Genomic DNA, 20856 nt, shown 5'->3' with positions numbered 1-20856 from the left:
TTTGGATCACCGTGGGCGCCTTCCCGCCACCGCCGGTATGTTCGGGATCAGCTCATACGATCAGGAGTTTTCGCTTTGTCGCACACCACGACCGGTACGGAACCGACCCAGCCGCCGCCCGGCGACGACACCGCCTTCTTCGGCCAGCCGCGGGGTCTGATGACCCTGTCCGGGCTGGAGGTATGGGAGAGATTCTCGTTCCTCGGGATGCAGGCGATCCTGGTCCTCTTCTTCGCCGACAAGGTGTCCGACGGCGGCATGGGCATGGAGCCGGGCACGGCGGCCTCGGTCTCCGCGGCCTACGGCACGCTCGTCTATCTGGTCTCGGTCGCCGGCGGCTGGCTGGCCGACCGGATCCTCGGCTCGTACCGCGCCGTGCTGTACGGCGGCATCCTCATCGCCTGCGGGCACTACGCCATGGCCGTGCCGACCGCGACGATGACCTGGGTGGGCCTCGGCCTGATCAGCGCGGGCACCGGGCTGCTCAAGCCCAATGTGGCCTCGATGGTCGGCAAGCTCTACAGCACCGAGGACAGCCGTCGCGACGCCGGCTTCGCGCTCTACTACATGGGCATCAACATCGGCGCGTTCGCCGGGCCGCTCGTCACCGGATGGCTGGGGGACCACGCCAGCTGGCACTGGGGATTCTCGGCCGCCGCGTTCGGCATGACGCTCGGCCTGATCCAGTACGTCGTGGGCCGGCGTCACCTGGCCGGGCGTAGGCACGGCGCCGAATACTCCCTGGCGCCGGACGCCATGCGCCGGGCCGTGCTGCTCATCGTGGCCGGCGTCGTCGTGGCCGCCCTGGTGGCGACCGCGCTGGTGCTGGCCGGCTGGCTGACGATCGACCGTTTCGTCGATGTGCTCACCCTCATCTCGGTGATCGCGCCCGTCGTGTACTTCGTCGTAATGTTCCGCAGCCCCCGGGTGACCCCGGAGGAGCGCGGCAGGCTCCGGCCGTACGTCGTGCTGTTCCTGGCCTCCGTCGTCTTCAACTTCATCCTCTTCCAGGCGTACTCGACGATGATGCTGCTGGCCTCGACGAACGCCCGTACGGAGATCTTCGGCTTCCACTTCCCGGCCAGCTGGTACGCCTCCGCGCTGGGCGCCTTCGAGGTGGCGCTCGCACCCGTCGTCGCGGCCGTCTGGGCCCGCATGGGACCGCGCCAGCCGCACGCGTCCAACAAGATCGCGATCGGGGTGATCCTCGGCGGGCTGTCCTTCCTGCTGATGGTCCTGCCCACCTCCGGGCACGCCGACGACACCTACCGGATGGCCGCCTGGTGGATCGTCGGCTCCTACCTGCTGCTCGGACTCGGCGACATCCTGCTGGAGACCTCCGGCATGTCCGCGACCACGAAGCTCGCCCCCAAGGCGTTCGCCAGCCAGACGATGGCGCTGTGGTTCCTGTCCCTGGCCCTCGCCAACGGCATCCAGGCACAGATCGTGAAGCTGTACGGCGAGGTCTCCAACCCCGCCTACTTCGGTGTTAATGGCGCTATCGCGGTGGCGGCCGGTGTGGCCGTCATCGCCGCCGCTCCCTGGCTCAAGCGCACCATGCACCCCGTCCACTGAGGTTCCGCCATGCACATCCGCACCGAATTCCCGTACGAGACCATCCACGAGGACCTGTACATCCCGCTCGCGGATGGCACGCAGCTGTACGCACGGATCTGGCGGCCGGTCACCGACGAGCCGGTGCCCGCCCTGCTGGAGTACCTGCCCTACCGGCTGAGCGACTGGACGGCGCCGCGCGACTGGCAGCGCCATCCCTGGTACGCGGGCCACGGCTACGCGTCCGTCCGTGTCGATGTGCGCGGGCACGGCAACAGCGAGGGGATGCCCGGCGACGAGTACGACGCGACGGAGCTCGCCGACGGTGTGGCCGTGGTGCACTGGCTGGCCCAGCAGGAGTGGTGCTCGGGCCGGGTCGGCATGTTCGGCATCTCCTGGGGCGGCTTCAACTCGCTGCAGATCGCCGCGCTCGCCCCCGAGCCGCTGAAGGCGATCGTCACGGTGTGCTCGGCGGACGACCGCTACGACAACGACGTCCACTACATGGGCGGCTCCGTCCTCGGCGTGGACATGCACGCCTGGGCCTCCACCATGCTGGCCTTCGTCTCCCGGCCCCCGGACCCCGCGGACGTCGGCGACGACTGGCGGGACATGTGGCTGCGGCGGCTCGAGAAGGTGGAGCCCTTCATCCACACATGGCTGGCCCACCAGACCCGCGACGACTACTGGAAGCACGGCAGTGTCTGCGAGGACTACGGGGCGATCAAGGCGAAGGTCCTGGCGGTGGGCGGCTGGCACGACCCGTACCGCGACACCGTCCTGCGGCTCGTCGAGCACCTGGACCCCGGGCAGGTGCGCGGGCTGATCGGCCCCTGGTCGCACCAGTACCCGGACCGCGGGCTTCCGCCCGGGCCCTCGATCGGCTTCCTCCAGGAGACGCTGCGCTGGTGGGACGAGCACCTCAAGGACAAGGAGACCGGGGTGATGAACGAGCCCCTGCTGCGGTCCTGGATCAGCGGCTCGCACCGCCCCGCGACGGTCTACGAGACGCTGCCCGGCCGCTGGGTCGGCGACGCGGCCTGGCCGTCGGAGAACGTCGCCCCGGTCACGTACGCCCTGGGGGGCGGGGCGCAGACCGTCGACTCCCCGCAGCAGACGGGGCTGGACGCCGGACGCTTCTTCCCCTTCGGCAACGAGGCCGACCTGCCGCCCGACCAGCGCGACGAGGACGCCAAGTCCGTCTGCTTCGAGTTCCCCGTCGAGGACGCCCCGATCGAGATCCTCGGCCGCCCCCGGGTGACGCTCCTGCTCCGGATGGACGTACCGCGCGGCCAGGTGATCGCGCGGCTCTGCGACGTGGCCCCGGACGGGGCCTCCACCCTGGTGACCCGCGGCGCCCTCAATCTGGCCGCCCGTCACGGGCGCGACCGCGCCGAGGACTGGCCCGTCGGGGAGGCCGAGTACGTGAACTTCGAGCTGAACGGCATCGGGCACACGTTCCCGCCCGGTCACCGGATCCGGGTCGCCATCTCCTCCTCGTACTGGCCGTGGATCTGGCCCCAGGCCGGTTCGGCGGGCTTCACGCTGGAGGCGGAGGGCAGCCTCGTCGAGCTCCCGGTGCGCCGGCACACCGAGGACCCGGCGATCACCTTCGGCGAACCGGAGCAGTCGGAGCCGCTCGGTGTCGTGTATCCGGTGACGCTCGAAGAGCCCCGGCCGGAGCGCCTGGTGGTCCGTGACGTCGCCAAGGGCGAATGGCGTCTGGAGGTCGATCCGCGCTACGGCGGCACCCGGGTCTACCCCGACGGTCTGGAGTTCACCGAGGACGCCCTGGAGACGTACACCATCCAGCAGGACGACCCGCTGTCGGCCAGGGCCCGCTCGGACTGGGCGATCCGGCTGCACCGCCCCGAGATGTCCTGGGACGTGCGGATCGAGACGCGTTCGGAGACGAGTGCGGACGCGGACGACTTCATCACCTCCAACGAGGTCGTGTGCAGGGACGGCGAGGAGGTCGTCTTCCACCGGACCTGGGAGAAACGAATCCCCCGCACGGCTGGCTGACCAGGGTTATCGCGTAACTTTCCGGGCATTACGCCTACTTGAGGCACTGCCGCCGACCGGCGCCGCCGACGTACCGTGTGTTCCTCAAGCCACTGGAAAGGGGCAGCGACAGATGCCCGAGCAGAGCAGTCCGCTCGATCTGGCCGAGGGCGATCCCTTCGGCCCGCACAATCTCCCGTACGGCGTGTTCTCCACCCCCGGACACCCGCAGGAGCGCAAGGTCGGCGTCCGCGTCGGCAGACACGTACTGGACGCGGGCGCGGCGGCGCACGCGCTCGGCTCGCCGTACGCCCGGCTGCTGGCGCAGCCGAGCCTGATGCCGCTCCTGGCGGCGGGGCGGACCGCGTGGCGGGACGTGCGGCGGGCCCTGACGGCGTGGGTGACCGTCCCGGCGCACCGCCCGGACATGGAGCCCCTGCTGTATCCGCTGGACGAGGTGACGCTGCACCTTCCGTACGAGGTCGCCGACTACGTCGACTTCTACGCCAGCGAGCACCACGCCACCAACGTGGGCAGGATCTTCCGGCCCGACGGCGCGGCCCTCACCCCCAACTGGAAGCACCTGCCGATCGGCTACCACGGACGGGCCGGCACGGTCGTCGTCTCGGGCACCGATGTGGTGCGCCCCTCCGGGCAGCGCAAGGCACCCTCCGACCCGGCGCCGGTGTTCGGCCCCTCGGTGAAGCTGGACATCGAGGCCGAGGTCGGCTTCGTCGTCGGTGTCCCCTCCGAACAGGGCACGCAGGTCCCGCTCGGTGACTTCCGGGAGCACGTCTTCGGTCTCTCCCTGCTCAACGACTGGTCGGCGCGCGACATCCAGGCCTGGGAGTACGTGCCGCTCGGACCGTTCCTGGGCAAGTCCTTCGCCACCTCCGTGTCGGCGTGGGTGACCCCGCTGGAGGCGCTGGACGCGGCCCGCACGGCCCCGCCCGCCCGGGACTTCGAGCTGCTCCCCTACCTGGAGGACGCGGACGACGAGGAGCCCGGCGGTTTCGACATCCGGATCTCGGTGGAGATCAACGGGCAGACCGTCTCCGAGCCTCCGTTCTCCTCCATGTACTGGACGGCGGCCCAGCAGCTGGCTCAGATGACGGTCAACGGCGCGTCCCTGCGCACGGGCGACCTGTACGGCTCCGGCACGGTCAGCGGCGCCGAGCCCGCCCAGCGCGGCTCCCTGCTGGAACTCACGTGGAACGGCCGCGATCCGCTGGACCTGTCCGAGGGCAAGCGGACGTTCCTGGAGGACGGCGACACGGTCACCCTGACCGCCTGGGCTCCCGGCCCGCACGGCACCCGGGTGGGGCTGGGCGAGGTCACGGGACGTATCACGGCCGCTTCCTGACGCCGCGTGAGCCGGTGCGGCGGCGATCGCGGCCGCACCGGTGCCGGCCACGGTGACGAGCCCCGGACCCGGGAGCGCGCGGGCACGTGGCCGGCGACACCAAAGGCGTTCACACGTTCGGGGGAGCTTCTGCCGTTTTCTGCCGATACGCTGAACAGGCCCGCGAGGCTTCGTCCCATGGGAGCACTGATGAGCATCGAACCCGAGGCCCCCGAGCCGCGGTGGGCGGTCCCGCCCGTGGGCGGCTGGACCGCCGATGACCTGGACACACTCCCGAGTCTGCCTCCGCACACGGAGCTGATCGACGGGAGCCTGGTTTTCGTGAGTCCGCAGACCGTATTCCATGAGCGTGCGATCGACTACCTCAAGTGGCAGTTGCAGTCGGTAGCGCCGCACGACCTGGAGGTCTTCCGGGAATTCACCATCGATGTCGACTTCCAGAACCGGCCCGAACCCGATGTCGTCGTCGTGCGCGCGGACGCGGTCGAGAGCTTGCGGCAGACACGGTTCCCCGCGAGCAGTGTGCTGCTCGCGATCGAGGTCGTATCGGACGAGTCCGTCACCCGTGACCGGGAGACCAAGCCCGTGAAGTACGCCCGAGCGAAGATCCCGCACTACTGGCGGGTGGAGAATCAGGACGGCCGGGCGGTCGTCTATGTCTTCGAGCTGGAACCCGCGACCGGCGCGTACACCTCCACGGGGATCTTCCATGACCGGATGAAGGTGTCCGCTCCCTTCACCATCGATCTCGACCTGACCGCGATCGTGTCGCGCCGCGGGGCAGCGAAGCCGGAGTAGACCCGGCTGCCGCTCAGTCGAACTCGGGCGGCTCCTCGTCCCAGCCGAACTCCGGGTCGGCGTCCGGGGCAGCCGGCGGCGCCTTCGGCTCCGGGGCCCGGGCCGCTGCGGGAGCCGTCTCCGGTGCTGCGGCGGGGGCCGCGTCACCCAGTCCGGCCAGCACCTCCAGCACTCCCTCGCCGTATGTCGCGAGCTTCTTCTCACCGAGCCCGCTGACCCCGCCGAGCTCCGTGAGGGACCCCGGGCGCAGGGTCGCGATCTCCCTCAGCGTCGCGTCGTGGAAGATCACATACGCCGGGAGGCCCAGCTCCTTCGCCGTGGCCCCGCGCCAGGCGCGCAGCGCCTCGAAGACCGGGACGGCCTCCGCCGGCAGGTCGGCCGCTGCCGCCGCCGACTTGGCCTTGCGCTCGCCGCCGGACGAGGACCGGCTCGTCGGCCGCTTCGGTTCCTTCCGCAGGAGCACCTCGCGCTCCCGGCCGAGCACGGAACCGCTGTCCTCGGTCAGTACCAGCGTGCCGTACTCGCCCTCGACGGCGAGCAGCCCCTGCGCGAGCAGCTGGCGCACCACGCCCCGCCACTCCGCCTCGGCAAGCTCCTCGCCGATGCCGAAGACGGACAGCTGGTCGTGGTCGAACTGGATCACCTTCGCGGTCCTGCGGCCCAGCAGGATGTCGATGATCTGCCCGGCCCCGAACTTCTGGTTCCGCTCGCGCTTCAGCCGGACCACGGTCGACAGCAGCTTCTGGGAGACCACCGTGCCGTCCCAGGTCTCGGGCGGGGTGAGGCAGGTGTCGCAGTTGCCGCAGGTCTCCTCGCCGGGCTCCTGGCCGAAGTAGGTCAGGAGCTGGGCGCGGCGGCACTGCACGGTCTCGCAGAGCGCCAGCATCGAGTCGAGGTGCGAGGCCGCGCGGCGCCGGAACGCCTCGTCGCCCTCACCGCCCTGGATCAGCTTGCGCTGCTGGACGACGTCCTGGAGTCCGTACGCCATCCAGGCCGTGGACGGTGCCCCGTCACGTCCCGCGCGGCCGGTCTCCTGGTAGTAGCCCTCGACGGACTTGGGCAGGTCGAGGTGGGCGACGAAACGCACGTCGGGCTTGTCGATGCCCATGCCGAAGGCGATCGTCGCGACGACGACGAGACCCTCCTCGCGCAGGAAGCGCGACTGGTGGGCGGCGCGCGTCCCGGCTTCGAGGCCCGCGTGGTACGGCACGGCCTCGACGCCGTTGCGGCTGAGGTACTCGGCGGTCTTCTCCGTCGAGTTGCGCGAGAGGCAGTAGACGATGCCGGCGTCCCCCGCGTGCTCCTCCTTGAGGAAGGTGAGCAGCTGCTTCTTCGGGTCGGACTTCCCCACGATGCGGTACTGGATGTTGGGCCGGTCGAAACTGGCCACGAAGTGCTTGGCCTCGGGCATACCGAGCCGCTGCGTGATCTCCCGGTGCGTGGCCTCGGTCGCCGTGGCGGTGAGGGCGATACGGGGCACGTCGGGCCAGCGCTCGCCCAGCACGGAGAGGGCCAGATAGTCGGGGCGGAAGTCGTGGCCCCACTGGGCGACGCAGTGGGCCTCGTCGATCGCGAAGACGGAGATCTCACCGCGGGCGAGCAGGGAGAGCGTGGAGTCGAGCCGCAGCCGCTCCGGGGCCAGATACAGGATGTCGAGCTCACCGGCGACGAACTGGGCCTCCATGGAGCGGCGCTCGTCGAAGTCCTGCGTGGAGTTCATGAAGCCCGCGCGGACCCCGAGCGCGCGCAGGGCGTCGACCTGGTCCTGCATGAGCGCGATCAGCGGGGAGATCACGATGCCCGTGCCCGGCCTGACCAGGGCGGGGATCTGGTAGCAGAGGGACTTGCCGCCGCCGGTGGGCATGAGCACGACCGCGTCGCCGCCCTCGACGACATGCTCGATCACCGCGCCCTGCTCGCCGCGGAACGCCTCGTACCCGAACACCCGGTGCAGCGTCTGCTGCGCAGCGCTCTCGGTCGTCACACTCATGGTCGCGCCCGTCCGTCCGTCTTCACCCGTCCACAGCAACCATAGGCGCCGCCTGTGACAACGCCGGACGGGCTTGACTTTCCAAGCCCGTCCGGCGTCGTCGTGGTGGTGCGGTGCGTCACCGCACGAAGACTCCCGCCTGGCTCGCCAGGTCCAGGAAGTACTGCGGGGCCAGGCCCAGCACCAGGGTCACGGCGACCCCGACCGCGATCGTGGTCATCGTCAGCGGGGACGGGACGGCGACCGTGGGGCCGTCCGCCTTCGGCTCGCTGAAGAACATCAGGACGATGACCCGGATGTAGAAGAACGCGGCGATGGCCGACGAGATCACACCGACCACGACCAGACCGCCCGCGCCGCCGTCCGCCGCCGCCTTGAAGACGGCGAACTTGCCGGAGAAGCCCGAGGTGAGCGGGATACCGGCGAAGGAGAGCAGGAAGACCGCGAAGACCGCCGCGGTCAGCGGGGAGCGCCTTCCGAGACCGGCCCACTTCGACAGATGGGTCGCCTCGCCGCCCGCGTCCCGCACCAGGGTGACGACCGCGAAGGCACCGACGGTCACGAAGGAGTACACCCCGAGGTAGAAGAGGACCGAGGAGACGCCGTCCGGGCTGGCCGCGATGACACCGGCGAGGATGAAGCCCGCGTGCGCGATCGAGGAGTAGGCCAGGAGCCGCTTGATGTCGGTCTGGGTGATCGCGACGATCGCCCCGCCCAGCATCGTGACGATCGCGACCCCCCACATGACGGGACGCAGGTCCCAGGTGAGGCCCGGCAGCACGACGTACAGCAGGCGCAGGAGCGCGCCGAACGCGGCGACCTTCGTGGCGGCGGCCATGAAGCCGGTGACCGGGGTCGGGGCGCCCTGGTAGACGTCCGGGGTCCACATGTGGAAGGGGACCGCGCCGACCTTGAAGAGCAGGCCCATGAGGATCATCGCGCCGCCGATCAGGAGCAGCGCGTCGTTGCCCATGGTGCTCGCGAGGGCCGGGTCGATCTCCTGGACGGTGCCGTCGACGACGTTGGCGATGCCCGCGTACGAGACGGTGCCCGCGTATCCGTAGAGCAGGGCGATCCCGAAGAGCAGGAACGCCGAGGCGAACGAGCCGAGCAGGAAGTACTTCACGGCCGCTTCCTGGGACATCAGCCGCTTGCGGCGGGCGATGGCGCACAGGAGGTAGAGCGGCAGGGAGAAGACCTCCAGCGCGATGAACAGCGTCAGCAGGTCGTTGGCCGCGGGGAAGACCAGCATGCCCGCCACGGCGAAGAGCGTCAGCGGGAAGACCTCGGTCGTGGTGAAACCGGCCTTGACCGCGGCCTTCTCCCCGTCGCTGCCGGGGACGGCACCCGCCTGTGCGGCGAAGGAGTCCACGCGGTTGCCGTGCGAGGCGGGGTCGAGGCGGCGCTCGGCGAAGGTGAAGACGGAGACCATCGAGACGAGCAGGATCGTGCCCTGGAGGAACAGGGCCGGTCCGTCGACGGCGATGGCGCCCATGGCCGCGATGTGGGCACTCTTCGTGGCGTACCCGTCGGCGGCGAGTCCCACGACCGCGGCGAACGAGGCGGCGATCGCGACGACGGTCAGGAACACCTGGGTGGTGTACCGGGCCCGGCGTGGGACGAACGCCTCCACGAGGACTCCGAGGACGGCGGCACCGACCACGATCAGGACGGGTGCCAGCTGGGCGTACTCGATGGTCGGGGCGGTGAACTTGTCGCCCGCGGCTGCCGATGTCACCCCGCCCGCCGTCGTCCACAGGCTGTGGACAGCTGTTGCGCTCACTTGGCGGCCTCCACCTCGGGCTGGGGGTCCTTCTTCTGTACGTCGTGCATGGTGTGCTGGACCGCCGGGTTGACGACCTCGGTGAGCGGCTTCGGGAAGACGCCCAGGAAGATCAGCAGGGCGATCAGCGGCAGGGCCACCGCCAGCTCACGGACCTTGAGGTCGGGCATGCCCCCGATGCCCTCCCTGACCGGCCCCGTCATCGTCCGCTGGTAGAGGACGAGGACGTAGAGCGCGGCGAGCACGATGCCGACGGTGGCGATGATGCCGACCACCGGGTACGCGCTGAACGCGCCGACCAGGACCAGGAACTCACTGACGAACGGGGCGAGGCCGGGCAGCGAGAGCGTGGCCAGACCGCCGATCAGGAAGGTCCCCGCCAGCAGCGGCGCCACCTTCTGCACCCCGCCGTAGTCGGCGATGAGCCGGGAGCCGCGCCGGGTGATCAGGAACCCGGCGACCAGCATCAGCGCGGCCGTCGAGATGCCGTGGTTGACCATGTAGAGCGTGGCGCCCGACTGGCCCTGGCTGGTCATCGCGAAGATACCGAGCACGATGAAGCCGAAGTGCGAGATCGACGCGTAGGCGATGAGCCGCTTGATGTCGCGCTGGCCCACGGCGAGCAGGGCGCCGTAGATGATCGAGATCAGCGCCAGGACGAGGATCACCGGCGTCGCCCACTTGCTGGCCTCCGGGAAGAGCTGGAGGCAGAAGCGGAGCATCGCGAAGGTGCCGACCTTGTCGACGACCGCCGTGATGAGGACGGCCACCGGGGTGGTCGCCTCCCCCATGGCGTTGGGCAGCCAGGTGTGCAGCGGCCAGAGGGGGGCCTTCACCGCGAAGGCGAAGAAGAACCCGAGGAACAGCCACCGCTCCGTGGAGGTCGCCATGTCCAGCGACCCGTTGGCCCGGGCCTCGGCGATCTCGGAGAGCGAGAAGCTCCCCGCGACGACGTAGAGCCCGATGACGGCGGCCAGCATGATGAGGCCGCCGGCCAGGTTGTAGAGGAGGAACTTCACGGCGGCGTAGCTGCGCTGTGCTGCGGCGTTCTCGTCGCTGCCGGTGTGCGCCCGGTCCCCGAAGCCGCCGATGAGGAAGTACATCGGGATGAGCATGGCTTCGAAGAGGATGTAGAAGAGGAAGACGTCGGTGGCGACGAAGGACAGGATCACCATCGCCTCGACCATGAGGATCAGGGCGAAGAAGCCCTGGGTCGGGCGCCACCGGCTGGAGTTGGTCTCCAGGGGGTCGGCGTCGTGCCAGCCCGCGAGGATCACGAAGGGGATCAGCAGCGCGGTGAGCGCGAGGAGCGCCACCCCGATGCCGTCGACGCCCAGTTCGTACCGGACGCCGAAGTCCTTGATCCAGGCGTGCGATTCGGTGAGCTGGTAGCGCTCGCCGCCCGGTTCGAAGCGGGCGAACACGATGCCGGCCAGGACGAGCGTGGCCAGCGAGACGGCCAGGGCCAGCCATTTGGCCGCAGTGCGCCGGGCGGCCGGGACCGCCGCGGTGGCGATCGCACCGATCGCCGGGAGCGCGGCCGTCGCTGTCAGGAGGGGAAAGGACATGGGATCAGACCGCCCTCATCAGCAGGGTCGCGGCGATGAGGACCGCCGCACCGCCGAACATCGAGACCGCGTAGGAGCGGGCGTAGCCGTTCTGCAGCTTGCGCAGCCGGCCGGAGAGCCCGCCCATCGAGGCGGCCGTGCCGTTGACGACGCCGTCGACCAGGGTGTGGTCGACATAGACCAGGGAGCGGGTGAGGTGCTCACCGCCGCGGACCAGGACCACGTGGTTGAAGTCGTCCTGGAGGAGGTCCCGGCGGGCCGCCCTGGTGAGCAGCGAGCCGCGCGGGGCGACGGCGGGGACGGGCCTGCGCCCGTACATCGCCCAGGCGATCGCCACACCGATGACGAGCACCACCATGGTGGCGGCGGTGACGGTCGTCGCGCTGACCGGGGCGTGTCCGTGGTCGTGCCCGGTGACAGGCTCGAGCCAGTGCATGAAGCGGTCGCCGATGGAGAAGAAGCCTCCGGCGAAGACCGACCCGAAGGCCAGCACGATCATCGGGATCGTCATGGACTTCGGTGACTCGTGCGGGTGCGGCTCGTGGCCCTCGGCGTCCGGCTGCCAGCGCTTCTCGCCGAAGAACGTCAGCAGCATCACGCGCGTCATGTAGAACGCAGTGATCGCGGCGCCCAGCAGGGTGACGGAACCGAGGATCCAGCCCTCGGTGCCGCCCTTGGCGAAGGCCGCCTCGATGATCATGTCCTTGGAGAAGAAGCCGGACAGGCCGGGGAAGCCGATGATCGCGAGGTAACCGAGTCCGAAGGTGACGAAGGTGACCGGCATGTACTTTCGCAGGCCGCCGTACTTCCTCATGTCCACCTCGTCGTTCATGCCGTGCATGACCGAACCGGCGCCGAGGAAGAGCCCGGCCTTGAAGAAGCCGTGCGTCACCAGGTGCATGATCGCGAAGACGTAGCCGATGGGGCCGAGGCCCGCGGCGAGGATCATGTAGCCGATCTGCGACATCGTCGAGCCCGCGAGGGCCTTCTTGATGTCGTCCTTCGCGCAACCGACGATCGCACCGAAGAGGAGCGTGACGGCTCCGACGACCACGACGACCAGTTGCGCGTCGGGCGCGGCGTTGAAGATCGCGCCGGATCGGACGATGAGGTAGACGCCCGCGGTCACCATGGTGGCGGCGTGGATGAGGGCCGAGACCGGGGTCGGGCCCTCCATCGCGTCACCGAGCCAGGACTGCAGCGGCACCTGGGCCGACTTGCCGCAGGCCGCGAGGAGCAGCATCAGGCCGATCGCGGTGAGCTTGCCCTCGCTGGTGTCGCCGGTGGCTTCGAGCACCGGCCCGAAGGCGAAGGTGCCGAAGGTGGTGAACATCAGCATGATCGCGATGGACAGGCCCATGTCGCCGACCCGGTTGACCAGGAAGGCCTTCTTCGCGGCGGTGGCCGCGCTGGGCTTGTGCTGCCAGAAGCCGATGAGGAGGTACGACGCCAGGCCGACACCCTCCCATCCGACGTACAGCAGGAGGTAGTTGTCGGCGATGACCAGGAGGAGCATCGCCGCGAGGAAGAGGTTCAGATAGCCGAAGAAACGGCGTCGCCGCTCGTCGTGCTCCATGTAGCCGATGGAGTAGATGTGGATCAGCGTGCCCACACCGGTGATCAGCAGGACGAACGTCATCGACAACTGGTCGAGCTGGAAGGCCACATCGGCCTGGAACCCCTCGACGGGGATCCAGCTGAACAGCTTCTGGTGCAGGGCGCGGTCCTCTGCGCCCTTGCCCAGCATGTCGGTGAAGAGCACGACACCGACGGCGAAGGACGCGGCGGCGAGCACCGTGCCGATCCAGTGGCCCGTCCGGTCGAGCCGACGGCCTCCGCAGAGCAGGACCGCCGCTCCGAGCAGGGGCGCCGCGACCAGCAGCGCAATCAGGTTTTCCACGATTCCGACCCCTTACAGCTTCATCAGGCTGGCGTCGTCGACCGAGGCCGAGTGGCGGGAACGGAACAGCGACACGATGATCGCGAGCCCCACGACGACCTCCGCGGCGGCGACGACCATCGTGAAGAAGGCGATGATCTGGCCGTCGAGATTGCCGTGCATCCGGGAGAACGCGACGAGCGCGAGGTTGCAGGCGTTGAGCATCAACTCGATGCACATGAACACCACGATCGCGTTCCGCCTGATCAGCACGCCGGAGGCGCCGATCGTGAACAAAAGGGCCGCGAGGTAGAGGTAGTTGACCGGATTCACTTGGCGACCTCCTCCTCTTCTTCTGCCGTGTGGTCGCGGGCCGGTCCGCGGTCACGGCCGAGCCGCTCCCCGGAGCGCTGTTCCAGCGCCTTGAGATCGGCGAGCGACTCGCTGGACACGTCGCGGATCTGGCCGCGCTGCCGGAGTGTCTGCATGACGGTGAGCTCGGACGGGGTGCCGTCCGGGAGCAGTCCCGCGATGTCCACCGCGTTGTGCCGGGCGTAGACGCCGGGGGCGGGCAGCGGCGGCAGGTGGCTGCTGCGCACCCGCTCCTGGGAGAGCTCGCGCTGCGTCTTCGCGCGTTCGGTGCGCTCGCGGTGCGTGAGCAGCATCGCGCCGACGGTCGCCGTGATCAGCAGGGCGCCGGTGATCTCGAACGCGAAGACGTACTTGGTGAAGATGAGGTTGGCGAGGCCCTCGACGTTTCCGCCGTGCTGGGCGTTGGCCGCGCCGAGGCCGTTGAACGTGCTCAGCGAGGCCTGCCCGATGCCGGCGATCAGAAGGATGCCGAAGCCGAGCCCGCAGGCGGCGGCCAGCCACCGCTGCCCCTTGAGGGTCTCCTTCAGCGAGTCGGCCGCCGTGACACCGACGAGCATGACCACGAAGAGGAACAGCATCATGATCGCGCCGGTGTAGACGACGACCTGCACGATGCCCAGGAAGTAGGCGCCGTTGGCGAGGTAGAAGACCGCCAGCACGATCATGGTGCCGGCGAGCGAGAGCGCGCTGTGCACCGCCTTCTTCATCAGGACGGTGGAGAGCGCCCCGATGACGGCGACGGTGCCGAGGATCCAGAACTGGACGGCCTCGCCGGTCGAGGTGGCGGTGGCCGCTGCGGCCAGGGTGGAGGTCATGCGTCGACCTCCTTGTCCGCTTCTCCCTTGGAGACGGCGGCCTGGCGCTCCGTGCCGGGAGCGGCCTCGGTCACCAGGCCCCGGTAGTAGTCCTGTTCGTCCATGCCCGGGAAGATCGCGTGCGGGCTGTCGACCATGCCTTCCTCCAGGCCCGCGAGCAGCTCGTCCTTGGTGTAGATGAGGCTCTCGCGGGTGGTGTTGGCGAGCTCGAACTCATTGGTCATGGTCAGTGCCCGGGTGGGGCACGCCTCGATGCAGAGCCCGCACAGGATGCAGCGTGCGTAGTTGATCTGGTAGACGCGGCCGTAGCGCTCGCCCGGGGAGTAGCGCTCCTCGTCCGTGTTGTCCGCGCCCTCGACGTAGATCGCGTCGGCCGGACAGGCCCAGGCGCACAGCTCGCAGCCGACGCACTTCTCCAGCCCGTCCGGGTGACGGTTGAGCTGGTGCCGGCCGTGGAAGCGCGGCGCCGTGACCTTCTGCGTCTCCGGGTACTGCTCGGTCAGCCGCTTCTTGAACATGGCCTTGAAGGTCACGCCGAAGCCGGCCACAGGATTCTGGAACTTCTCCCCTGAGGGTTCCGGTGACTCAGACACCGTCGGCCTCCCTTCCGTCACTCGAACTTCCGGCACTCGGACTTCCGCCACCTGTCAGGTCGTCACTCCGAGTATCCGGTCCACCACTGACAACGAGCTCCCGCTCACGTCGCGGCCTTCGGCGCGGCACCGGCGGCAGGGTCTGGCCGGGCAGCGGGGGCACGGGGTATCCGCCCGCCATCGGGTCGAACGCCGGCTCCGGTCCCGCCGCCTCCTCGGCGGCCTTGGCCTTCCGGTCGCGGAAGACGTCGGCGACGAAGGAGACGAGCAGGACCGCGATCACGGCCCCGGCGACGTACAGCAGGATCTGCGAGAAGTCGTAACCCTCGTTGTTCAGCGCCCTGACGGTGGCGACCATCATCAGCCAGACCACGGAGACCGGGATCAGGACCTTCCAGCCGAGCTTCATCAGCTGGTCGTAGCGGACGCGCGGCAGCGTGCCGCGCAGCCAGATGAAGAAGAAGAGGAGCAGCTGCACCTTGATGACGAACCAGAGCAGCGGCCACCAGCCGTGGTTCGCGCCCTCCCAGAAGGTGCTGACCGGGTACGGAGCCCGCCAGCCGCCCAGGAAGAGGGTCACGGAGACCGCGGAGACGGTGACCATGTTGACGTACTCCGCGAGCATGAACATCGCGAACTTGATCGACGAGTACTCGGTGTTGAAGCCGCCGACGAGGTCGCCCTCGGACTCCGGCATGTCGAACGGGGCGCGGTTGGTCTCGCCCACCATCGTGACGATGTAGATGATGAAGGAGACCGGCAGCAGCAGGACGAACCAGCGGTCCTCCTGCGCCGCCACGATCTCCGAGGTCGACATCGACCCGGAGTAGAGGAACACCGAGGCGAAGGCGGCGCCCATCGCGATCTCGTAGCTGATCATCTGGGCGCACGAGCGCAGACCGCCGAGCAGCGGGTACGTCGATCCGGAGGACCAGCCGGCCAGCACGATGCCGTAGATGCCGACGGAGGCGACCGCGAGGATGTACAGCATCGCGATCGGCAGGTCGGTGAGCTGCATCGTCGTACGGTGGCCGAAGATCGAGACCTCGTTGCCCGACGGGCCGAACGGGATCACGGCGATCGCCATGAACGCCGGTGCGGCGGCGACGATCGGGGCCAGGATGTAGACGACCTTGTCGGCCCGCTTGACGACGACGTCCTCCTTCAGCATCAGCTTGATGCCGTCGGCGAGCGACTGGAGCATGCCCCAGGGACCGTGCCGGTTGGGGCCGATGCGCAGCTGCATCCAGGCGACGACCTTGCGCTCCCACACGATGGAGAAGAGCACGGTCACCATCAGGAACGCGAAGCAGAACACCGCCTTGACGACGACGAGCCACCACGGGTCGGTGCCGAACATCGAGAGGTCCTCGGCCGCGAGGACGGTCCCCCGCGGTGCCGCGGCGAGTTGGGCGAGGCCGGTCACTCTCCTACCTCCGTTGTCACGACGTGGGAGCCCGGGGCGGCCGGACCGATCCTGACCAGTCCGCCCGGCTGGGCGCCGGTGTCGGCGGGGACGCCCCGGCCGACGGAGTTGAGCGGCACCCACACCACCCGGTCGGGCATCTCGGTGACCACGAGCGGGAGTTCGGTGGTGCCCGCGGGTCCGGTGACGGCCAGCAGATCGCCGTCCTTCACCCCGGACTCGGCCGCGGTGGCCGGGGAGAGCCGGGCGACCGCCGCGTGCCGGGTACCGGCGAGCGCCTCGTCGCCCTCCTGGAGCCGGCCGCGGTCGAGCAGCATCCGGTGTCCCGCGAGTACGGCCTCGCCGTCCCCGGGCCGGGGCACCGGACGCGACTCCGCCCGCGGGTCGTCGGCGTGGCGCACGTCCTGGCCGCCGAGGCGGTCGAGCTCGCGCCGGGCCGCCCTCAGGTCGGGCAGGCCCAGGTGCACGTCGAGCGCGTCGGCCAGCATGTGCAGCACGCGCGCGTCGGTCGGGCAGAGCGTCCTCGGCAGCTGCTCGGGCTTCAGCGCGGCCTCGAACATGCGCGCCCTGCCCTCCCAGTTGAGGAAGGTGCCGGGCTTCTCCGGGACGGCGGCGACGGGGAGGACCACGTCGGCGCGCTCGGTGACCGCGCCGGGGCGCAGCTCCAGCGACACGAGGAAACCGACCTCGTCCAGCGCCTGGAGCGCCCCGGCCGGGTCCGGCAGGTCCTCGGGGTCGACGCCCGCGACCAGCAGCGCGCCCAGCTCGCCGGTGGCGGCGGCCCGGAGGATCTGTCCGGTGTCACGGCCGAAGCGCGAGGGGAGTTCGGCGACGCCCCAGACGGACGCCACCTCGTCCCTCGCGCGGGGGTCCGTCGCGGGACGGCCGCCGGGCAGCACCGACGGGAGCGCGCCCGCCTCCAGTGCGCCGCGTTCGCCCGCCCTGCGCGGGATCCACACCAGCGCGGCGCCGGTCGCCGTGGCGGTGCGCACGGCCGCGGTCAGTCCGCCGGGCACCGCGGCGAGCCGCTCGCCCACCACGATGACCGCGCCTTCGCCGCGCAGCGCCTCGGCCGCGACGGCTCCTTCGCCCTCCAGGCCGACTCCGCCCGCGAGCGCGTCCAGCCATTCGGTCTCGGTGCCGGGTGCGGCGGGGAGCAGGGTGCCGCCCGCCTTCTCCAGGCCCCGGCTGGCGTGCGACGCGAGGGCGAACGTCCGCTGCCCGTGCTTGCGGTGGGCCTTGCGCAGCCGCAGGAAGACGCCGGGCGCCTCCTCCTCGGACTCGAAGCCGGCCAGCAGGACGGCCGGGGCCTTCTCCAGCGAGGTGTAGGTGACCCCGCTGCCGTCCAGGTCCCGTCCCCGCCCGGCCACACGGGCGGCCAGGAAGTCGGCCTCCTCACCGCTGTGGACGCGGGCCCGGAAGTCGATGTCGTTGGTGTCGAGGGCGACCCGGGCGAACTTGCTGTAGGCGTAGGCGTCCTCGACGGTCAGCCGGCCTCCGGTGAGCACCCCGGTCCTGCCCCGGGCCGCCGAGAGTCCGGCCGCCGCGGCTTCGAGTGCCTCGGGCCAGCTCGCCGGTTCCAGCACGCCGTCCGTGTTGCGCACGAGCGGGGTGGTGAGCCGGTCGCGCTGCTGGGCGTAGCGGAAGCCGAAGCGGCCCTTGTCGCAGAGCCACTCCTCGTTGACCTCGGGGTCGTTGGCGGCGAGCCGCCGCATGACCTTGCCACGCCGGTGGTCGGTCCGGGTGGCGCAGCCGCCCGCGCAGTGCTCGCACACCGAGGGTGTCGACACCAGGTCGAAGGGCCGGGAGCGGAAGCGGTACGCCGCCGAGGTCAGCGCCCCGACGGGACAGATCTGGATGGTGTTGCCGGAGAAGTACGACTCGAAGGGGTCGCCCTCGCCCGTACCGACCTGCTGGAGCGCGCCGCGCTCGATCAGCTCGATCATCGGGTCGCCCGCCACCTGGTTGGAGAACCGGGTGCAGCGCGCGCAGAGCACGCACCGCTCGCGGTCCAGCAGCACCTGGGTGGAGATGGGGACGGGCTTCTCGAAGGTGCGCTTCTTCCCGTCGAAGCGGGAGTCGGCGCCGCCGTGCGACATCGCCTGGTTCTGCAGGGGGCATTCGCCGCCCTTGTCGCAGACCGGGCAGTCCAGCGGGTGGTTGATGAGCAGGAGCTCCATCACCCCCTTCTGGGCCTTCTCCGCGACCGGCGAGGTGATCTGCGACTTCACGACCATGCCGTCGGTGCACGTGATGGTGCAGGACGCCATCGGCTTGCGCTGGCCCTCGACCTCGACGATGCACTGCCGGCAGGCGCCGGCCGGGTCGAGGAGCGGGTGGTCGCAGAAGCGCGGGATCTCGATGCCCAGGAGTTCGGCGGCGCGGATGACCAGGGTGCCCTTGGGCACGCTGATCTCGATGCCGTCGATCGTGAGCGTGACCAGGTCCTCGGGCGGAACGGCCGCCTCGCCGCCCCCGGAGGGCGCACTCGTGGTGACTGTCATGCGTTCACCCCCCGGTGAGCGTTCTTGTCGTCTTTGTCGTCGGCCCAGAGGGTCGACCGGGCCGGATCGAAGGGGCAGCCCCTGCCGGTGATGTGCTGCTCGTACTCCTCGCGGAAGTACTTGAGCGAGGAGAAGATCGGCGAGGCGGCGCCGTCGCCGAGGGCGCAGAACGACTTGCCGTTGATGTTGTCGGCGATGTCGTTCAGCTTGTCGAGGTCGGACATCTGTCCCTTGCCGGCCTCGATGTCGCGGAGCAGCTGGACGAGCCAGTAGGTGCCCTCGCGGCACGGCGTGCACTTGCCGCAGGACTCGTGGGCGTAGAACTCGGTCCAGCGGGTGACGGCGCGGACCACGCAGGTGGTCTCGTCGAAGCACTGGAGCGCCTTGGTGCCGAGCATGGACCCGGCGGCGCCGACCCCCTCGTAGTCCAGCGGGACGTCGAGGTGTTCGTCGGTGAACATCGGGGTGGAGGAGCCGCCCGGGGTCCAGAACTTCAGCCGGTGCCCCTCGCGGATGCCGCCGCTCATGTCGAGCAGTTGCCGCAGGGTGATGCCGAGCGGGGCCTCGTACTGGCCGGGGCTGGTGACGTGCCCGCTGAGCGAGTACAGCGTGAAGCCCGGGGACTTCTCGCTGCCCATCGACTTGAACCAGTCCTTGCCCCTGTGCAGGATCGCGGGAACCGAGGCGATGGACTCGACGTTGTTCACCACGGTGGGGCAGGCGTACAGACCGGCGACCGCGGGGAAGGGGGGACGCAGCCGGGGCTGGCCGCGCCGTCCTTCGAGCGAGTCGAGCAGCGCGGTCTCCTCGCCGCAGATGTACGCGCCGGCGCCCGCGTGCACCGTGAGTTCGAGGTCGAGCCCCGAGCCCAGGATGTTCTGGCCCAGGTAGCCCGCCTCGTACGCCTCGCGCACGGCCTCGTGCAGCCGCCGCAGTACGGGGACGACCTCGCCGCGCAGATAGATGAAGGCGTGCGAGGAGCGGATCGCGTAACAGGCGATCACGATGCCCTCGATGAGGCTGTGCGGGTTCGCGAAGAGGAGCGGGATGTCCTTGCAGGTCCCGGGCTCCGACTCGTCGGCGTTGACCACGAGGTAGTGGGGCTTGCCGTCGCCCTGCGGGATGAACTGCCACTTCATCCCGGTGGGGAAGCCGGCGCCCCCGCGTCCGCGCAGACCGGAGTCCTTGACGTACGCGATGAGGTCGTCGGGCGCCATGGCCAGGGCCTTGCGCAGTCCCTCGTATCCGTCGTGGCGACGGTAGGTGTCCAGGGTCCAGGACTCGGGCTCGTCCCAGAAGGAGGACAGCACGGGGGCCAGGAGCTTCTCCGGGCTGGTCCCGTTCTTGTCGATCTCGGCTGCCAAGGTCATCACTCCCCCTCCTCGGCTGCGGGCCCGGCCGGGTGTTCCGGGTCGGAGGCCGACGTCTGCTGCGGTGCGTCGTGCGAGCTGAGGTGCTCGGCGCCCTTCTGCGGCGGTGCGTCCTGGGGTGTCTCGCCCCGCTGTCCGACCACGCGCGCGTGCGGTGCGGCCTCACCCTTGGCCAGCTTCAGGCCGATCAGGGAGGCGGCACCCGCCCCGCCGCTGGCCTCGACGGCGCCGGGGCGCTCGTCGGGGAAGCCGGCCAGGATGCGGGCCGTGTCCTTGTACGTGCACAGCGGCGCGCCCCGGGTGGGCTCCACGGTCCGGCCGGCGATGAGGTCGTCGACCAGCCGTGTCGCGCTCTCCGGTGTCTGGTTGTCGAAGAACTCCCAGTTCACCATCACGACGGGGGCGAAGTCGCAGGCCGCGTTGCACTCGATGTGTTCGAGCGTGACCTTGCCGTCCTCGGTCGTCTCGCCGTTGCCGACGTCCAGGTGCTCCTTGAGCCGGTCGAAGATGGCGTCGCCGCCCATGACCGCGCACAGGGTGTTGGTACAGACCCCGACCTGGTAGTCACCGCTCGGCCGGCGCCGGTACATGGAGTAGAAGGTGGCGACCGCGGTGACCTCGGCGGTGGTGAGGCCGAGTCGGTCGGCGCAGAACGCCATGCCCGTACGGGAGACGTATCCCTCCTCGGACTGCACCAGGTGCAGCAGGGGCAGCAGCGCGGAGCGGCTTCCGGGATAGCGGGCGATCACCTTCTCCGCGTCCGCTTCGAGCCGGGCCAGCACCTCGGCCGGGTAGGCGGGGGCAGGGAGCTGCGGCATCCCCAGGCTGACTTCTCGG

The 20856-nt window shown here is 70.0% G+C and carries 15 protein-coding genes; 4 read left to right on the top strand and 11 right to left on the bottom strand.

What is annotated here, in order from left to right:
• The first annotated feature begins 75 nt into the window (after positions 1-75).
• From AMK10_RS01900 to AMK10_RS01885, 4 genes are all read left to right on the top strand, one after another.
• Complete coding sequence (locus tag AMK10_RS01900; RefSeq protein ID WP_073744141.1) at positions 76-1575, top strand: peptide MFS transporter; 1500 nt, start codon at positions 76-78, stop codon at positions 1573-1575.
• A gap of 9 nt (positions 1576-1584) precedes the next feature.
• Positions 1585-3579 carry a CocE/NonD family hydrolase gene (locus AMK10_RS01895; RefSeq protein WP_073744139.1) on the top strand — a complete coding sequence of 665 codons (1995 nt, stop codon included), beginning with the start codon at positions 1585-1587 and terminating at the stop codon, positions 3577-3579.
• A 112-nt stretch (positions 3580-3691) separates the two neighbouring features.
• On the top strand, positions 3692-4921 hold the full coding sequence (gene fahA / locus AMK10_RS01890; protein ID WP_073744137.1) for a fumarylacetoacetase: 1230 nt from the start codon (positions 3692-3694) through the stop codon (positions 4919-4921).
• 189 nt (positions 4922-5110) lie between these two features.
• Complete coding sequence (locus AMK10_RS01885; protein ID WP_073744135.1) at positions 5111-5719, top strand: Uma2 family endonuclease; 609 nt, start codon at positions 5111-5113, stop codon at positions 5717-5719.
• Positions 5720-5732: 13 nt separating this feature from the next.
• On the opposite strand, the gene recQ is transcribed toward AMK10_RS01885, so the two are convergent.
• The 11 genes from recQ to nuoE all read right to left on the bottom strand — a co-directional run bounded on the left by recQ (position 5733) and on the right by nuoE (position 20837).
• Positions 5733-7709 (bottom strand): DNA helicase RecQ, encoded by a 1977-nt coding sequence (gene recQ, locus AMK10_RS01880; protein ID WP_073744133.1) that lies wholly within the window; start codon positions 7707-7709, stop codon positions 5733-5735.
• A 118-nt stretch (positions 7710-7827) separates the two neighbouring features.
• The gene (gene nuoN, locus AMK10_RS01875; RefSeq protein ID WP_198959606.1) at positions 7828-9492 is read right to left on the bottom strand and encodes an NADH-quinone oxidoreductase subunit NuoN; all 1665 of its coding nucleotides are present in this window, start codon (positions 9490-9492) and stop codon (positions 7828-7830) included.
• Positions 9489-11060 carry an NADH-quinone oxidoreductase subunit M gene (locus AMK10_RS01870; RefSeq protein ID WP_073744128.1) on the bottom strand — a complete coding sequence of 524 codons (1572 nt, stop codon included), beginning with the start codon at positions 11058-11060 and terminating at the stop codon, positions 9489-9491. The genes nuoN and AMK10_RS01870 overlap by 4 nt, the downstream gene beginning before the upstream one ends.
• A gap of 4 nt (positions 11061-11064) precedes the next feature.
• Positions 11065-12960: an NADH-quinone oxidoreductase subunit L gene (nuoL, locus tag AMK10_RS01865; protein WP_073744126.1), complete on the bottom strand. Its 1896-nt coding sequence runs from the start codon at positions 12958-12960 to the stop codon at positions 11065-11067.
• Between the two features lie 12 nt (positions 12961-12972).
• Positions 12973-13272, bottom strand: coding sequence for an NADH-quinone oxidoreductase subunit NuoK (gene nuoK / locus AMK10_RS01860; RefSeq protein WP_073744124.1), 300 nt, complete (start codon positions 13270-13272; stop codon positions 12973-12975).
• The gene (locus AMK10_RS01855) at positions 13269-14126 is read right to left on the bottom strand and encodes an NADH-quinone oxidoreductase subunit J (protein ID WP_073744122.1); all 858 of its coding nucleotides are present in this window, start codon (positions 14124-14126) and stop codon (positions 13269-13271) included. The genes nuoK and AMK10_RS01855 overlap by 4 nt, the downstream gene beginning before the upstream one ends.
• Positions 14123-14719, bottom strand: coding sequence for an NADH-quinone oxidoreductase subunit NuoI (gene nuoI / locus AMK10_RS01850; protein ID WP_073744120.1), 597 nt, complete (start codon positions 14717-14719; stop codon positions 14123-14125). Before nuoI ends, AMK10_RS01855 begins: the two co-directional genes overlap by 4 nt.
• Complete coding sequence (gene nuoH / locus AMK10_RS01845; RefSeq protein WP_073744118.1) at positions 14712-16145, bottom strand: NADH-quinone oxidoreductase subunit NuoH; 1434 nt, start codon at positions 16143-16145, stop codon at positions 14712-14714. Before nuoH ends, nuoI begins: the two co-directional genes overlap by 8 nt.
• Positions 16142-18649: an NADH-quinone oxidoreductase subunit G gene (locus AMK10_RS01840; RefSeq protein ID WP_073744116.1), complete on the bottom strand. Its 2508-nt coding sequence runs from the start codon at positions 18647-18649 to the stop codon at positions 16142-16144. The genes nuoH and AMK10_RS01840 overlap by 4 nt, the downstream gene beginning before the upstream one ends.
• Positions 18646-20019 carry an NADH-quinone oxidoreductase subunit NuoF gene (gene nuoF / locus AMK10_RS01835; protein ID WP_073744114.1) on the bottom strand — a complete coding sequence of 458 codons (1374 nt, stop codon included), beginning with the start codon at positions 20017-20019 and terminating at the stop codon, positions 18646-18648. Before nuoF ends, AMK10_RS01840 begins: the two co-directional genes overlap by 4 nt.
• Positions 20019-20837, bottom strand: a complete 819-nt coding sequence (gene nuoE / locus AMK10_RS01830) for an NADH-quinone oxidoreductase subunit NuoE (protein WP_073744112.1) — start codon at positions 20835-20837, stop codon at positions 20019-20021. Before nuoE ends, nuoF begins: the two co-directional genes overlap by 1 nt.
• Positions 20838-20856: the final 19 nt, after the last annotated feature.

The organism is Streptomyces sp. CB02058, assembly GCF_001905505.1.
GTDB lineage: Bacteria > Actinomycetota > Actinomycetes > Streptomycetales > Streptomycetaceae > Streptomyces.
This window is presented reverse-complemented; position numbering and strand designations above follow the sequence as displayed.